Source organism: Ciceribacter ferrooxidans (assembly GCF_004137355.1).
In the GTDB taxonomy this organism is placed as follows: domain Bacteria; phylum Pseudomonadota; class Alphaproteobacteria; order Rhizobiales; family Rhizobiaceae; genus Allorhizobium; species Allorhizobium ferrooxidans.
In genome coordinates, this window is sequence record NZ_SDVB01000412.1 from 1 (window position 1) to 15,415 (window position 15,415).

At 65.3% G+C, this 15,415-nt stretch carries 11 protein-coding genes; 8 read left to right on the forward strand and 3 right to left on the reverse strand.

The window, feature by feature from the left end; genetic code table 11:
- The first annotated feature begins 102 nt into the window (after positions 1-102).
- Genes EUU22_RS24385 through EUU22_RS24395 form a run of 3 tightly spaced genes read left to right on the forward strand, consistent with a single transcriptional unit; the run spans position 103 to position 2,956 of the window.
- Entirely contained in the window at positions 103-1,047 is a 945-nt protein-coding gene (locus tag EUU22_RS24385) for an ABC transporter permease (protein ID WP_129334556.1), read from the forward strand.
- On the forward strand, positions 1,044-1,994 hold the full coding sequence (locus tag EUU22_RS24390) for an ABC transporter permease (protein WP_129334557.1): 951 nt from the start codon (positions 1,044-1,046) through the stop codon (positions 1,992-1,994). Before EUU22_RS24385 ends, EUU22_RS24390 begins: the two co-directional genes overlap by 4 nt.
- 41 nt (positions 1,995-2,035) lie before the next feature.
- On the forward strand, positions 2,036-2,956 hold the full coding sequence (locus EUU22_RS24395; protein ID WP_129334558.1) for an SMP-30/gluconolactonase/LRE family protein: 921 nt from the start codon (positions 2,036-2,038) through the stop codon (positions 2,954-2,956).
- On the opposite strand, the gene EUU22_RS24400 is transcribed toward EUU22_RS24395, so the two are convergent.
- Positions 2,957-4,915, reverse strand: coding sequence for a CHASE2 domain-containing protein (locus tag EUU22_RS24400; protein WP_129334559.1), 1,959 nt, complete (start codon positions 4,913-4,915; stop codon positions 2,957-2,959).
- Positions 4,915-8,505 (reverse strand): FecR domain-containing protein, encoded by a 3,591-nt coding sequence (locus EUU22_RS24405; protein ID WP_129334560.1) that lies wholly within the window; start codon positions 8,503-8,505, stop codon positions 4,915-4,917. The genes EUU22_RS24400 and EUU22_RS24405 overlap by 1 nt, the downstream gene beginning before the upstream one ends.
- Positions 8,506-8,621: 116 nt before the next feature.
- Here EUU22_RS24405 and EUU22_RS24410 point away from each other — a divergent pair, with 116 nt between their 5' ends.
- A complete protein-coding gene (locus EUU22_RS24410; protein ID WP_129334561.1) occupies positions 8,622-9,164 on the forward strand; it encodes a Pycsar system effector family protein in 543 nt (180 codons plus the stop codon).
- Positions 9,165-9,188: 24 nt separating this feature from the next.
- On the opposite strand, the gene EUU22_RS24415 is transcribed toward EUU22_RS24410, so the two are convergent.
- A complete protein-coding gene (locus EUU22_RS24415) occupies positions 9,189-10,226 on the reverse strand; it encodes a glycoside hydrolase family 25 protein (protein ID WP_129334562.1) in 1,038 nt (345 codons plus the stop codon).
- Between the two features lie 258 nt (positions 10,227-10,484).
- Between EUU22_RS24415 and EUU22_RS24420 the strand changes: the two genes are divergently transcribed.
- The 4 genes from EUU22_RS24420 (at position 10,485) to EUU22_RS24435 (ending at position 15,162) form a co-directional block, all read left to right on the forward strand.
- The gene (locus tag EUU22_RS24420) at positions 10,485-11,015 is read left to right on the forward strand and encodes a tetratricopeptide repeat protein (protein WP_129334563.1); all 531 of its coding nucleotides are present in this window, start codon (positions 10,485-10,487) and stop codon (positions 11,013-11,015) included.
- Positions 11,016-11,093: 78 nt separating this feature from the next.
- Positions 11,094-11,690 (forward strand): RNA polymerase sigma factor, encoded by a 597-nt coding sequence (locus EUU22_RS24425; RefSeq protein WP_129334564.1) that lies wholly within the window; start codon positions 11,094-11,096, stop codon positions 11,688-11,690.
- Between the two features lies 1 nt (position 11,691).
- The gene (locus EUU22_RS24430) at positions 11,692-12,483 is read left to right on the forward strand and encodes an anti-sigma factor family protein (protein WP_129334565.1); all 792 of its coding nucleotides are present in this window, start codon (positions 11,692-11,694) and stop codon (positions 12,481-12,483) included.
- 117 nt (positions 12,484-12,600) lie between these two features.
- Positions 12,601-15,162, forward strand: coding sequence for a GcvT family protein (locus EUU22_RS24435; RefSeq protein ID WP_129334566.1), 2,562 nt, complete (start codon positions 12,601-12,603; stop codon positions 15,160-15,162).
- The last annotated feature ends 253 nt before the right edge of the window (positions 15,163-15,415 follow it).

Sequence of the window (15,415 nt, forward strand, 5' to 3'; positions counted from 1 at the left end):
CAGCATGAAAACCATCCCGGCAGCGCCGCCCGGCGGAAATTTTGCCACGGCAGTAGCAAACCGCAAGGCGCTGTTCACACAGCATCTGAAAGGTAGGGCCGCATGAAGGGTCCCTCCGCGAACACCATCCGCCTGCTGATCCCGGCGGTTTCCCTCCTCGTGCTGCTTGCCGCGGTCTTCTACCTGCAGCCGCGGGCGATGAGCTATACCGGCCTCAATCTCCTCTTCAATCTCGCGGTGCCGATCGCGCTTGCGACGATCGCCCAGATGATCATCATCGCGGTCAACGACCTCGATCTTTCGATGGGGACCTTCGTCAGCTTCGCGGCCTGCGTCACCGCCGCCTACATGCCGGACACGCCTCTCCTCGCCGTCGCGATGCTCGCCGGCGCCGTCGCGGTCTACGCCCTTCTCGGCTTCGTCATCACACTGCGCGATCTTCCCTCGATCGTCGTCACGCTCGGCATGAGCTTCGTCTGGAGCGGGCTTGCCGTCCTCATCCTGCCGGCTCCCGGCGGCCAGGCGCCGGTATGGCTGCGTGCCGTCATGACCGCGAAGCCGCCGCTCGTTCCGATGGCGATCGTCGCCAGCGTCGTGATCGCGGCACTCGCCCATTTCATCGTGGCGCGCACCACCTTCGGCGTGCTGATCCGCGGCATCGGCGGCAACAGCCGATCGGTCGCGCGTGCCGGCTGGTCAGTGCTCCGGATGAAGGCCGCCGCCTATGCGCTCGCCGGCGTCTTCGCAGTCCTCTCCGGCATGGCGCTGGTCGGGCTCACCACCTCCGCCGATGCCAACATCGCCCTGCGCTACACGCTGCTTTCGATCGCCGGCGTCATCCTCGGCGGTGGCGAGTTCGTCGGCGGGCGCGTCTCCGCCGTCGGCGCGGTGGTCGGGGCGCTGACCCTCACCCTCGCCGGCTCCTTCCTGTCGTTCCTGCGTATTTCGCCCGACTGGCAGATCGGTGCCCAGGGCGCGATCCTGATCGTCGTGCTGGCACTGCGTCTTCTCTTCAACCGCAGCCAACAGAAGGGCAAGGCACAATGAACCGCGCCTCGATGCTGCTCTCGAAACCCTGGATCTGGTCCTTCGCCGCGGCGATGGCCACCTGGATCGTCACCCTGCTGTTCACCGGCGGCGCGAGCTTCGTCGGCCTCTCCCAGGCAACGCTGACCTTTGCGGCTTTTTCCGTCATCGTCGGCCTCGGCCAGATGCTGGTCATCACCCTCGGCCCCGGCAATGTCGATCTCTCCGTCCCCGCGACGATCACGCTCTCCGGCACCGTCGCGCTGAAGCTGATGGACGGCCAGGACGCGATGATCCTTCCGGGTCTCCTCGTCGCGATCGCGATCGGGCTTGCCATCGGCATCCTGAACTACGGCCTCATCAAGCTGCTGCGCATCCCGCCGATCATCGCGACACTCTCGATGAGCTTCATCGTGCAGTCGGCGGCCATCTGGTACAATCGCGGCCTGCGCATCAAGCCGCCGGAGACGCTCGCGACCTTCACGACCTCGACCACCTTCGGCATCCCGAATGTCGCGATCGTCGCCGTGCTGCTGTCTCTCGCTGTCTGGTGGGCGCTCGAGAAGGCGGTCTACGGCCGCTGGATCTCCGCAATCGGCCAGAGTTCCTTCGCCGCCCGCATGGCCGGCATCCCGGTCGACGGCACCCGCTTCGCGACCTATGTGCTCTGCGCCGTGCTGGCGGCAGTCTGCGGCTACCTGCTCGCGAGCTTTTCCGGCGGCGCGGCGCTGAACATGGGCGCCGAGTATCTCCTGATGTCGATCGCCGTCGTCGTCATCGGCGGCTCGGCGGTCGCGGGCGGCAATTCGAACGTGCCGGGCATCTGGGGCGCCTCGCTCTTCATGTTCCTGGTCGTGTCGATGCTCAACACCTACGGTTTCGGAGCCGGCATCCGCCTGATCCTGACCGGCCTCATCATCATCGCCGTGATCCTGGCCGCCAGCCGGCCTGCCGGACGGGCACGATGAACACCCATGACTTTTCGGAATAGAGGAATGCCTGCAGGACGATGGTGAAGATGGTCGATCGCGTCTATGAAATCCACGATCCGCGCTTCCGCAATCTCATCGTGCAGAGTGCGGAACTCGAGGAACTCCATACCGGCTGCCGCTGGGCCGAAGGCCCCGTCTGGTTCGCCGACATGAACTGCCTGCTCTTCAGCGACATCCCGAACCAGCGGATGCTCCGCTACATACCCGGCGAAGGCGTGTCGATCTACCGGGAGCCGTCGAACTTCGTCAACGGCAATACCCGCGACCGGCAGGGCCGCCTCGTCTCCTGCGAGCACGGCGGCCGGCGGGTGATCCGCACCGAGGTCGACGGCAGCATCACCGTTCTCGCCGACCGCTTCGAGGGCAGGCGGCTCAATTCCCCCAACGATGTCGTCGTGAAGTCCGACGGCAGCGTCTGGTTCACCGACCCGACCTACGGCATCCTCTCCGATTACGAGGGCTATCGCGCGGAGCCGGAACAGCCGAGCCGAAACGTCTACCGCCTCAATCCGGAGAGCGGCACGCTTTCGATCGTCGCCGACGATTTCGGCGAGCCGAACGGCCTGGCCTTCTCCCCGGACGAGAAGCTGCTCTACGTCGCGGACTCGGCGGCGAGCCATGACGAAACGGCACCGCGCCATATCCGCGCCTTCGACGTCGTCGACGGCGCACGACTTGAAAACGGCCGCGTCTTCTGCACGCTCGATTGCGGCCTGCCGGACGGCTTCCGGCTCGATCTCGCCGGAAACCTCTGGACAAGCGCCGGCGACGGCGTCCACTGCTTCGCCCCCGACGGCACCCTGCTCGGAAAGATTCTGGTGCCGCAGACGGTCGCCAACCTCACCTTCGGTGGCCCGCGCCGCAACCGGCTCTTCATAACGGCCACGCAGTCGCTCTACGCCGTCTATCTCACGGCGACGGGCGCGCAGTATCCGTAATCAGCCCCCGGCCGCAGCACGCTGGCGGTAATAGTCGGCGAGCACGGGAATTTCGCCCGAAAGCCTGTCGGCGAGCCCGCGGCAGGTTTCGATGTCGCCCGCATAGAAGGCGGTAACGAAGGTGCGATGCAGGCGCGCAGCGTCGTCCGGAATACCGCCAAAGACGGTCGAGACCGCCGTTCCGACGGTCCTCCCCTTCACCGTCACACGGTCGAGCTCGAAGAGCGGGAACTCGTCCGCGACGAGCGCCGCGGTATTCTCCCCGATCAGCAGTGGCACGCCGAACAGTTTTGACGCGCCTTCGAGCCGGGAGGCGAGATTCACCGCATCGCCGAGCGCCGAATAGTCGAAGCGCCGAGTGGACCCCATGTTGCCGACGATGCATTCCCCGGTGTTGACACCGATGCCGATCCGCAAGGGTGTGAACGGTTCGTCCCTCGCCTCCGCCTCGGCATGCAGCTCGTCGTTCAAGCGGTCGATCGCCTCCAGCATGCCGAGCGCCGCCGAAACGGCGTGCCGCGCGTGGAGGGCATCGTCGAGCGGCGCATTCCAGAAGGCCATGATGCAGTCGCCGATATATTTGTCGATGGTGCCGCCATGGGCGAGCACGACCTCCGAGAGCGGCGTGAGCAACCGGTTGATGAGTTGGGTCAGTTGCTCGGGATCGTCCTTCATGCCTTCGGCGATCGTGGTGAAGCCGCGAACATCGCAGAAGAGGATCGAAAGGACGCGCTTCTCGCCACCGAGCTTCAGGTGCGAGGGGTCCTGCGCCAGACGCTCGACGAGCTCCGGCGAGAGATATTGCCCGAAGGCCCGCGTGATCTCCCGGCGGCTGCGCCGCTCGGCGGCGTAGTCGAAGGTCGATTGCCCGGCGGTGATCAGGATGAAGGCGAGTGACGGCGCGATCGGCGAGATGAAGACTCGCCCGAAGTGCAAGACGAGATAGCTGCCTGCCACCATCGCGATGACGACGGCGAGCCCGCCGATCGCCGTCGGCCAGCCGGTGCCGCGCCAGGTCAGCACCAGGGCTGCCGCCGCCGCACAGAGGAGAAACAGGAGCGCCGCCTCCGGCGACGCCGCGGCTATGCCGAAACCCTTGCGCAGGTTGTCGAAGATCGCCGCATGGATCTCCGCCCCGGCGACCAGGCTTCCGGTATACATCGTGTAGGGGGTTGAAAACGCGTCCGCGCCGCCGCCCGCAACCGTCGGGGCGTTCTGGAGGCTGAGGCCGACGATCACCACGCGGTCGCGGAAGGTTTCCGGCGGCAGAAAGTGTTCTGGATCGAGCGCCTGATAGTAGGAGACCGTCGGGTAGGTCCGCGGACCGCCGAAGGTCTGCATGAGCGTGCCGTACGCCGGCGGCTCGACCGTCAGGCCCGCGGCTCGGGCGAGCTCGCCGGCAAAGCTGTCGGAGATATCGGGCAGGCTGCGCACCACGCCGTCGCCGCTGAGGCTGATCGAGGCGATGCCCGGCCGCGCACCGGCCGCGAGGAAGCGGTCGAGCGGCAGCGTGCGCACGAACTGGTCGGCCTCGGCCGTCGAGATCAGCGTCTCGTCACCCGCCAGCACGACATCGGGTCCGAGCGCCTCGGCAAAGGCCCTGTCCTCCTCTTCCGTCGTCGGTTCGGCGAAAATGATGTCGAGGCCGACGGCCTTCGCACCGGCGGCGCGCAAGGCCCGGATGAGCTTCGCGTGCAGGCCGCGCGGCCACGGCCACTGGGCGTTGATCTCGGCGAAGGACGGCTCGTCGATCGCCACGATCACCGGTCCGTCGGCCGGCAACGGCGCGTGCCACAGCGTCGAGAAGACATCGAAGCCACGGTCGTCGACCAGCGACCAGGCAGCAAGCCGGGTAATCCCGATGACGGCCGCGAGAACCACGAGAGCCAGCAGGACAGAACGCGGTCGCCGTTGGGGTTTGCGTCGGTCCGAAGCCTTCGTGAACAGCCGGCCGATCATCAGAAACGGACTTTCATCGATCCCTTGAAGGTCGGCCCCCAGCCCGGGATACCGGTCATCACCTCGAAATCCTCGCCGAGCAGGTTATACCCGGCCAGTTCGATCTCCATGTGCTTGCCGAAGGGCTCCCAGATCAGGCTGGCGTCGAGCGTCCAGTAATCGTCGAGTTCGGCGCCACTCTCGCTGTCACGCTTGCCGACATAATTTGCGGCAATCGTCGCCTTCACGTTCGCCTCGTTGACCCAGGTGAGCGCCACCTGCCCCGCCCAGTCCGGCACGAAGGGCAGCGACTCGCCATAGCTCGCCGACGCCGGATCCTCGTCCTCCGAGGTGGCATAGGCGGCGGTGGCGGACAGGCCGAAGCCGTGGCCGAGAAGCAGGTTCGCCGTCAGGCTGCCGCGGTCGATGCGCGCCTCGGCCGATGAGAACAGGACGGCCGAGATTGGCATTGTGATCTGCACATCCTTGACGTCCTGATGCTGGAATTCCGCCGCGGTAAAGAAATCCGGCGTCCATTCCGCATCCCAGCGCAGCGCAAGCGTATCGACGTAGCCGCCGAGACCCGTCGAAATCTCGTTCGGCTGCAGGCCGACGACGCCGACCGGCGAAAGCGTCGGCGTAGTGACGTCGAGGCTCTGGCGCAGGAAGCCCGCCCGCAGCCAATGCCCCTCGACCGGTGACCAGGCGATGCCGGCGCGGGGTTCGAGCCGGGCCACGTCCTCCGCCGCGCCGTCGACGAGTGTGCCGAAAAGCGCGTACTCACCCTTGAGGCTCGGCGTGATCTCGTGCAGCAGGTCGACATAGACCCGGCCGTAGCCGGCCCTGTCGTCGGGATCGGCGACCGTACGAACGCCTCCGATGCTGGACTGGCTGTAGGTTTCGATCCAGCCGCCCTCGATGCCGTAGCGCCAGGTCAGGTCGTCCTCGCCGACGCTGTGGCTCAGCGCGGCGACATAGGTGCGCTGCGAACTCTCCGTGGTGATGGGCCCGGGACCGAGTGTCAGCTCGTTCAGGCCATCCGCCTTCACCTCATTGTAGAGCAGGGCCGCGTTGACGACGTTCCGGTAGGCGATGGTGTGGCTGATGCCGACGCCGGCGTTCGTCGTCACCGCCTCGTTCTCGATGTCCACTCCTCCCGGCAAGCCCAGATTCGAAAATGCATCAGAGCGGTTGAAATAGGCGACGACGCGGTCGTCCGGAGTCGGGCTGAGCGTCAGGTAGCCATTGCCGCGCAACAGGCGATCCTCCGAGGAGAGACCGAAGCCGATCGGGCTGGTTCGCTCGTCGTAGCTCTTTTCCCACTCGGCATTCAGGTAATAGCTGGTCGGGAAAGGCAGGTTGGAGTAGCCTTGGACTTCCCCTTCGACCGTATAACCGGGGTCGCCACCGGCGGTGGTCACGCCGCCGCCGAGCGTGGTCTCCATGAAGGGAGACCGCACGATGTTGGCAGTGAGCGAGCTGCCGGCCAGCATGTGTGGATCGAGCAGAAGGCCCTGCAGGAACGACGAATAGCTGAGGCTGTTTGCACCATTGGTGACGACGTTGTCGCCATAGACATAGCCGTTGGCGAAGGGCGTCGCGCTGCCGCGCACTGTCTGGTCGATATAGCTGCTGCCGGCGAAAGGATCAAACACCACATCGCCGTAATACTCGCCCCAGGCATTGAGTCCCTGCAGGCGGAAGGCGTTGTTGAGCGTCGACCCCGCATCCCGGTTGGCGCTGAGCGATCCGAAATTGCCGCCCCTTTCGCGCGAACGCCGCATGAACTCCTGGGCATTGCGGATCGCCCCTTCGGAATCATAGTCATCGATTGCCACGGCCGCCCGGTAGGAAGAAATCACCGGATCGTTGTCGTCCAGCCGGTCGGCGTTGTCGACCGCCTGCTCGGCCGGCCCCCTGTCGCCCTTCTGGTAGTGTGCAGCGGCAAGGAGCAGCTGCCCCTGCGAGTACGAGGGGTTGGACACCGAAGCCGCGAGCAGATCGTCTATCGCACGATCAAATTCGCCGGTCTGCATGTAGTAGCGCCCGCGCGCCACCAGCGCCACGTCGAAGCTCGGATCCGCCTCGAGCGCCCGGTCGATCGCGGCCTTCGCCTCCTCCACCCGCGACTGGTCGAGATAGAGGAGTGCGAGGTTCGCATAGGCGGCGGGGTCTTGGGGATCGAGGGCGATCGACTTCCTGTAGGCTTCCTCCGCAGACTGCATGTCGCCGCGTGCCGACTGCACGTTGCCGATCGCGTTCCAGATCGTCGTCGAACCGGGAGCGACCTTGACGGCCGCCCGCAGATCCTGAAGGGCACCGTCGAGATCGCCCCTGATGCCGGCGCGATAGTTGGCGCGTCCTTCGAGCGCCGTGGGATCGGCAGGGTCGAGCGACAGCGAACGGCTGAACGCTTCCTCCGCCTGTTCACGGTCGTTCAGGAGCATCGCCAGTTGCGCGCGGTAGGCCGGCAGCGACGGATCGTCCGGGAAGCGCCGTTCGGCCGCCTTGATCGTCGCGATGGCTGCCTTGATGTCCTTGAGGAAGCCCTGCGCATAGGCCTGCAGCAGGGCGCCGTAGGGACCGCTCGCCGCCGCCGGCAGCGGCTCGACCCGGTTCGGATCGGCAAGCGAGCGCGCATAATAGCGCCCGTAGACGGCGATGTCCCTGCGGCGGGCATCGAGCTTTCCGGCCGCCCGGCCGAACAGCACCGCCGCCTCGTCATAGCGCTTTTCCGCCGCCGCGATCGTCGCCTCGATCAGATCGGCGCGCGCCCTTTGTGCCGGTGAAAGCGACCGCGTGCGCAGAAGTGCAAGCGTCGCCCTGGCGGCCTCGCGCCCTTCGAGAGAAAGCTGGGTTTCCGCCAGCACCAGCAGGTCCTCGGTGCTCCGCGCCTCGGCGGGCATGGCGGAAATCCGGTCGATCTCGCGGCGCATGTCCGCGACCTTCAGCGGCGAAGCCGGCATGAAGTTGAAGGCGTTGCGCGGCGCCAGATAGAAAAGCATCTGCTCGCGGTCGTCGGACTCGACGATCACCACCTTATGAGGCGCCTGTCCGATGGTGGCGGCCGCCGCCTCGCCCTGAGCGACCTGCACACTTCCGAAATCGTTGCTGAGCTCGACCAGACCTTCGAGAACGGTGAGCGAGGTCTTCGCGCCTTCAACCGTCATCGTCCAGTCGGTGCCGCGGATCGCTGCGGTCGCTGCGGGCGTCATGATCTTCACGCCGGTCCCGCCGCGCTCGGCGCGCGCCCACATGGTGCCTGCCTCGAGCTCGAGTTCGGCATCGCTGCCGGCGGAAACCTGCCGGACTCTCAGCGAGGAATTGCGGCCGAGGCGGATCTGCGTGCGGTCGGCAAAGAGAATGGCGAGCTGTCCGGTCGCGTTCGTCCGCAGCACGTCGCCGGGAAGCAGGTCCTGCTTCAGGTCGACGAAGCGCCAGTCCGAGATGTCGATGAAGCGCACCTCTTCGCCGAACTTGCGTGCGATCACGGAGGCAGCCGCGTCGGCTGCGCGTGCGACAGGCTCCGCGGCTGCGGGCAAGCAGTGCCAGCTCACCCCGACGAGCAGCGCCGCGATTGTCGATTTTCTTTTGAAAGATTCTCCCGCCATGGCCACAGCAGTGTTCAACTCGCGCGAAGGTGTCAAGTATCACAAATACAAATACCCTTGCCTTTTCAGGGCAGTGTAGTAGCAAAAATACACTTTCAACCGAGGGGCAGGAGAAGATGGCCGATTTTGACACCGCGCCGACCGAATTGATCGAGACGCCGCCGACCAGCGCCGACGTAAATCAAGAATATTTCAGCCACGTCAAAAAAATTAACGACGTCTTCTATGACCAGGTAAAGACCTCCGACCAGAAGGCCGCCTACATCTTTACTTTCATGCTGGCTTTCCTCGTGACCTCGAGCGAGGTCAGAAACGTCTTCACGCTCGAGCGCTACTATGACCGCACGATCTGGGAGAATACGCTGTCGGCTATTCTTGGCCTGACGTCCACCTTCTCCATGCTCTCTGCCGTCATGGTGATCCTGCCGCGTCATCTCACGACGTCGACGTCGCTCTTCTGGGGCACGTGGTCCAAGCATCGTCCGCTGCTCGAAGAAGCGGCGAAAAACGGGAGCCTCCGCTACCTTTTCGACGAATATTTGAGGAACGCCGACATTCTCGCGCAGATCGCCCGGCAGAAATACCGCTTCGTGTCCTACGCGTTTCGCGGTCTCATCGCCACGGTTCTCGCCTATGTCCTGCTGCTGATCGCCGGCTGAAGTCCGGCGGGCGACCGGGCGAGGTCAGCTCGCCCGGGCCGTCCAGTTGTGCCAGTCTTCCTCGCTGCCGCGGAAGACGTTGAGGTCGATCCGGCCCCGGACGCCGTGCGAAAGTCCCGACCCCGAATACTGCCAGAACAGCCATTTCCGCCCCGGATAGACCTTCGAGGGGTGTGCGGCGACGGCGCGGAGCCAGAAGGGGTATTCGCGGAATGCGCCATCGAGATGGTCGTCGTAGAAGTCCGGCGCCGTGTAGATGATCGGACGCTTGCCGTAGTGGCGCTCGAGCATGTCCATGAAGACCTGCATCTTCTCGTGTATCTTGGCGGTGGAAAGCCGCCGCTTGCAGCTCGATTCCGCGTTGTATTCGACGTCGATCACCGGCGGCAGTGCGCCCGGGTCGCGCGGGACGTTGCGGATGAACCATTCGGCCTGCTCGCCGGCCGTCCGGCACCAGTAGAAGAAGTGGTAGGCGCCGCGCTTCAGGCCGGCCTCTTTCGCCCGGCGCCAGTTCGTCCTGAACATCGGGTCGAGATGGTCGCCGCCGTCCGTCGCCTTGATATAGGCGAAGTTCGCCCCCTGCGTCCGGAGCTTCATCCAGTCGATGTCGCCCTGCCAGCGGGAGACGTCCACCCCGTGCACGGCATATTTCTTCGGCGAGGACTTGCCGAAATTGATCGGCTTGGCGTCGCGGAAACGATGGCTGTAGATCCGCGAGCGAACCTGCGGCTCAAGCGTGGTCGCCGGATTTTCCGGCGCCAGCATCGCCACCGGCTTTTCGGCGGGCAGCGGCATTGCGACGGTCGTCGTGGCCGAGGAGAGCGCTTGCGGTTGCGGAACCTGGCCTGCCCAGGCGAGTGCATGCTGTTCCTGCACATCTTCCTGTGTCGCACCGGCGTCTGCGGCGACCTCCGCCGCAGGGATCGGCGCAGCGGACGTCGAGATCGCGCTCGTCACCTCGTTCGAGGGTTTGATCGCAAGCACTTCCTCAGGCCCCGAGGTCGAGCGGCAGCTCGCAAGCAGAAGAGAGACGACGACAAGTGACGTAGCCGACAGACGCATGAAACACGCAACTCCGAACAGGCATGGACGGCAAGCGATCGCGGCGCCTGCAGCCCAGACAAAAATCCCTAACGGATGATTTATCGGAGAATGCTAAATACAATCTTTACTGCGACGGGACGCATACTGCCAATCGTGCGTCGCTCCGGCGCCATTCCAACCTCCGTCGGGGCGCCTCAACTTTTTTTCCTGCCACGCCGAATAGAACGGCAGCACCGCGTGTTCTCCCCCCGCAACGTCCTGCAAGGAGACATCTTGATGAACACGAAAACCTTTCTCGCCGCCACCGTCGTACTCGGCCTTTCCTCCCTCGCTCCGTCAGCTCCCGCCCTCGCCGCCGGCGACGACAGTTCCAGCACCCCGACCTGCAAGGCCGGCGAGGTCTACGACCAGGCGAGCGGCAAATGCGTGAAGCAGAGCGGCGCCAACGTGACCGACGAGAACCGCACCGACTACGCCTATTCGCTCGCCAAGGCCGGCCGCTACCAGGAGGCGCTCGCCATGCTCGACACCGTCGCCGACCAGAACGATCCCAAGGTGCTCAACTATCGCGGTTATGCGACCCGCAAGCTCGGCCGCACCGACGAGGGCATCTCCTATTATCTCCGCTCGGTTGCCGCCGACCCGCATTACGCCAAGGTGCGCGAATATCTCGGCGAGGCCTATGTGATCAAAGGACGGCTCGACCTCGCCCAGGAACAGCTCGCCACCATCCGCACGATCTGCGGCGAGGGCTGCGAGGAATATCGCGACCTCGACGAGGCGATCCACGGCGCCTCCGACATCTGACCGGTCGTATCCAAATGAAGACCGGGTGGCGCGCTGCCTGCCCGGTCCTCGCAAAGAAAGCCCTGGAAGAACAGAAGAATGGCCATCGCATGGGATTTCGCGGCGGGCTATAGTCGCCACTCTCCGGAGACGCCCCGCAGCAAGACAGGGCCTCTCCAAGGCGCACGGGAGGCGGAGATCGCCAGCGAAGCAGTCATACGAAACGGGCTTCTCGTCAGTCTGCCGCGACTGTGGCGTTACGCCTTCGTGCTGTCGCGCCAGCGCGACGTCGCCGACGATCTCGTGCAGCAGACCTGCGTGAGGGCACTGGAGCGCTGTGGCCAGTTCGTGACGGACGGCAGTCCCGACCGCTGGTTCTTTTCCATCCTGCACTCGGTCTGGCTGAACGAGGCGCGCGCCCACAAGGTCCGCTTCGGACAGGGTCTGGTGCCGGCGGAGGAGCACCTCTCTTTCGACGGAGCCCGCGACGCCGAACTCCGCGCCGATGCCGGCAAGGTGCTGCGGCTGGTGGACGCCCTGCCGGAGGCGCAGCGCGCCGCCGTCTTCCTCGCCTATGTCGAAGGCCTTACCTACCGCGAGGTCGCCGAGATCCTCGATATTCCGATCGGCACCGTGATGAGCCGGCTCGCCGCAGCGCGCGCGAAGCTCGCCGCCGGTACCGACGGGGGAGTGTGACATGAACGACAAGACACCGATTCCCTCCGACGAGGAGCTGACCGCGTTCATCGACGGAGAACTCGACCCCGTCGACCACGCCCGCATCGCGCAAGCGCTGTGCGACAATCCTGAGGCCGCCGAGCGGCTCGCCTTCCTCGAACGCGCCGGTCTCCTGCCGTTGCGCGAGAGCTTCGCCGCCCTTCTCGACGAGACACCCCGCCGCAACCTCGAAGGCATGCTCGCCGCCATTCCCCGGCAGGACGCCGCCGAACCGAAGAACGTCGCCCGGCGCAGCTTTATCACCGCCATCGCCGCCTCGGTCGCCGCAGGCATCGTCGTCGATCGCGCCTGGATGCGCTTTGCGGAGCCTTCCGCCGTCGGCGAAAGTGCCGAGTGGCGCGACGCCGTCGCGCAGTACATGGCGCTCTATACGGCCGAGACGCTCGGCGCTGCCCGCCCCGGCCGCGAGGCCGCGGCCGCCCAGCTCGCGATCGTCAACGAACGTCTCGGCCTGTCGCTGACGCCCGAGGCGATCGCCCTTCCGGGCAGCGAATTCAAACACGCGCAGATCCTCGCCTATGACGATCGCCCTCTTGCCCAGATCCTCTATCTCGACCCCGAAGGGCGCCCGCTCGCCCTCTGCATCTTCGCCTCGGGAACCGCCGGGGCGATGATCGCAAGCGAGCGTCGCTACGCCCTCGACATCGCCTTCTGGTCGAACGGCCGCCACGCCGCCATGCTGATCGGCCATCTGCCCGCCGGCGACATCCTCGGTCTCGCCGAGGGCGTCAGCCGGCGGATCGCCGCCTAGCGACACGACGCGTCCCGGCGCTGGTCGTGCAGTCTTTGAAGAATGTCGCAGACAGGCTGCACACGGGCCGACTTACGCCCTAATATCCCGCGTCAACGTCAATCAGGATCGCAGGCAATGGCAGAGTTTCCGACTAGGGCTAAGGTCGTCATCATCGGGCTGGGAGGCATCGTCGGCGCCTCCATCGCGCATCATCTCATCGAACGCGGCTGGGACGACATCGTCGGCATCGACAAGTCCGGCATCCCGACCGACATCGGCTCCACGGCGCACGCCTCCGACTTCTGCTACACGACCAGCCACGACTATCTCTCGGTCTGGACGACGCAGTATTCCATCGATTTCTACGAGAAGATGGGCCATTACGCCCGCATCGGCGGCCTTGAGGTCGCCCGCACCGGCGACGACACCTGGATGGAAGAGATCAAGCGCAAGCTTTCCTCCGCCAAGGCCTTCGGCACCCGCGCCCATTATGTCTCGCCCGCCGAAATCAAGAAGCTCTTCCCGCTGATCGAGGAGGACATGGTTCAGGGCGGCATGTTCGACCCCGACGCCGGCCTCGTCATCCCGCGCTCGCAGACGGTCGCCGGCAAGCTGGTCGACGCGGGCGAGAAGGCCGGCAAGCTGCAGGCCTTCGCCAACACCCCGGCCCAGTCGCTGATCGTCGAGAACGGCCACATCAAGGGCGTCGTCACCCATCGCGGCACGATCATGGCCGATCACGTCATCGTCTGCGCCGGCCTCTGGGGCCGCCTGATCGCCGAAATGGTCGGCGAGGACCTGCCCGTCATGCCGGTCGACCATCCGCTCACCTTCTTCGGCCCGTTCAACGAGTTCGAGGGCACCGGCAAGGAAATCGGCTATCCGCTGCTGCGCGACCAGGGCAATTCCGCCTATATGCGCGACACCGGCGACCCGAAGACCACCGAGGGTGGCCAGATCGAATGGGGCTATTACGAGACCACCAATCCGCGCATGTGCCATCCGCGCGATCTTCTCGAAAAGCATGAGGCCCGCCTCTCCCCCTCGCAGCGCGACCTGGAGATGGAACAGATCCTCGAGCCGCTCGAACGCGCCATCGAGCTCACCCCGATCCTCGGCGAGCTCGGCTACAACGAGGGTCACTCGTTCAACGGCCTCTTGCAGGTTTCGGCCGCCGGCGGCCCCTCCTGCGGCGAGAGCCAGAAGGTCCGCGGCCTCTGGTATTGCGTCGCGATCTGGGTCAAGGACGGCCCCGGCTACGGCAAGCTCATCGCCGACTGGATGACCGACGGCCGCACCGAGATCGACCACAATTCTATCGACTACGCCCGCTTCTATCCGCACCAGCTGACCGAGGACTTCATCGCCGGCCGCTGCTTCGAGGCCGCGCAGAAGATCTATTTCCCCGCCGTCCACCCGCGCGAGCCCTATGCCAGCGGCCGCAACGTCAAGCGCTCGCCCTTCTACGAGCGCGAGGTCGAGCTCGGCGGATACTTCATGGAGCTCGGCGGCTGGGAACGCGCCCACGGCTACAAGGCCAACGAGCACCTCTTGGAAAAATACGGCGACAAGGTCCCGGTCCGCGAGAACGAATGGGACAACCGCCATTTCTGGCGCGTCTCGAACGCCGAGCATCTGGCGATGAGCGAGGATTGCGGCATCGTCAATCTCAGCCACTTCCACATGGTGGACATCGAGGGGCCGGACCATGTCGAGTTGCTCGAATGGCTCTGCGCCGCCAAGATCGGCGGTGACGGCAATATCGGCAAGGGCATCTACACCCACTTCCTCGACGACGAGGGCATGGTGCGGGCCGACTTCACCGTCTTCCGCATGGCCGACCGTTGCCGTCTCGTGAACGGCGCCGATGCCGGCCCGCGCGACTTCCACTACATGAAGCGCGTGGCGCAAGATCGCGGCCTCGACGTCACCATCACCGACACCTCGGAAAAATACATCACCATCGGCATCTGGGGCCCGAACGCCCGCGACACCCTGAAAAAGGCCGTGGCCGATCCGGCCGGCCTCGATCCGGAAAACTTCCCCTTCGCCGCGATCAAGCCGATCGAGATTGCCGGCAAGCCGGTGACCGCCTTCCGCATCTCCTATGTCGGCGAGCAGGGCTGGGAACTGCACATGAAGTACGAGGACGGGCTCGCCGTCTGGGATGCGCTGCGTGCGACCGGCGTCATGGCCTTCGGCGTCGAGACCTATGCGAACTCCCGCCGCATGGAAAAGAGCCTGCGCCTGCAGAACGCCGACCTCTTGACCCAGTACAACCTGATCGAGGCCGATCTCGCCCGCCCGAAGGTCAAGGAAGCCGATTTCCGCGGCAAGGCCAAGCACCTCGAATACAAGGCGCGTGACCACCAGCCGGCCATGCTCTGCACGCTCGTCATGACGGAAAACACCGACAAGAACGGCGTGAAGCGCTATCCGGTCGGCTCGCTGCCGGTCATGGACCCGGAAACCGGCGAGACGCTGGTCGATGCGCTCGGCCGCCGCTCCTACACCACCTCGATCGCCTTCGGCCCGACCATCGGCAAGAACATCGCGCTCGCCTACCTGCCGCACGAGTATTGCCAGGTCGGCCGCAAGCTCACCGTCGAGTATTTCGCCGAGACCTACCCGGTCGAAGTCGCCGGCGTCGGCTACAAGCCGCTCTACGACCCGGAAAACCTGAAGCCGCGGAGCTGAAGGGCGGCCATCGCGCTCGGAGAATTGGAGGCCGCCGGTGGAAACGCCGGCGGCCTTTTGGGTGATGGTGGCCGTCTGTAAGGTCGCGAAGGAAACCGGCGCGATGGCTCGGCTTTCGGCCCTCGAGCTTTACGGAGGAACACTTTCTGCAGCTGAACGGGATGCTGGTCTGTGCAATGAGGGATGGTGGATGCGGCGGAGACTTTCCGACGGGATCGAAGGACCTGCCTGAACAGGAGGGGGATTTTTGTGC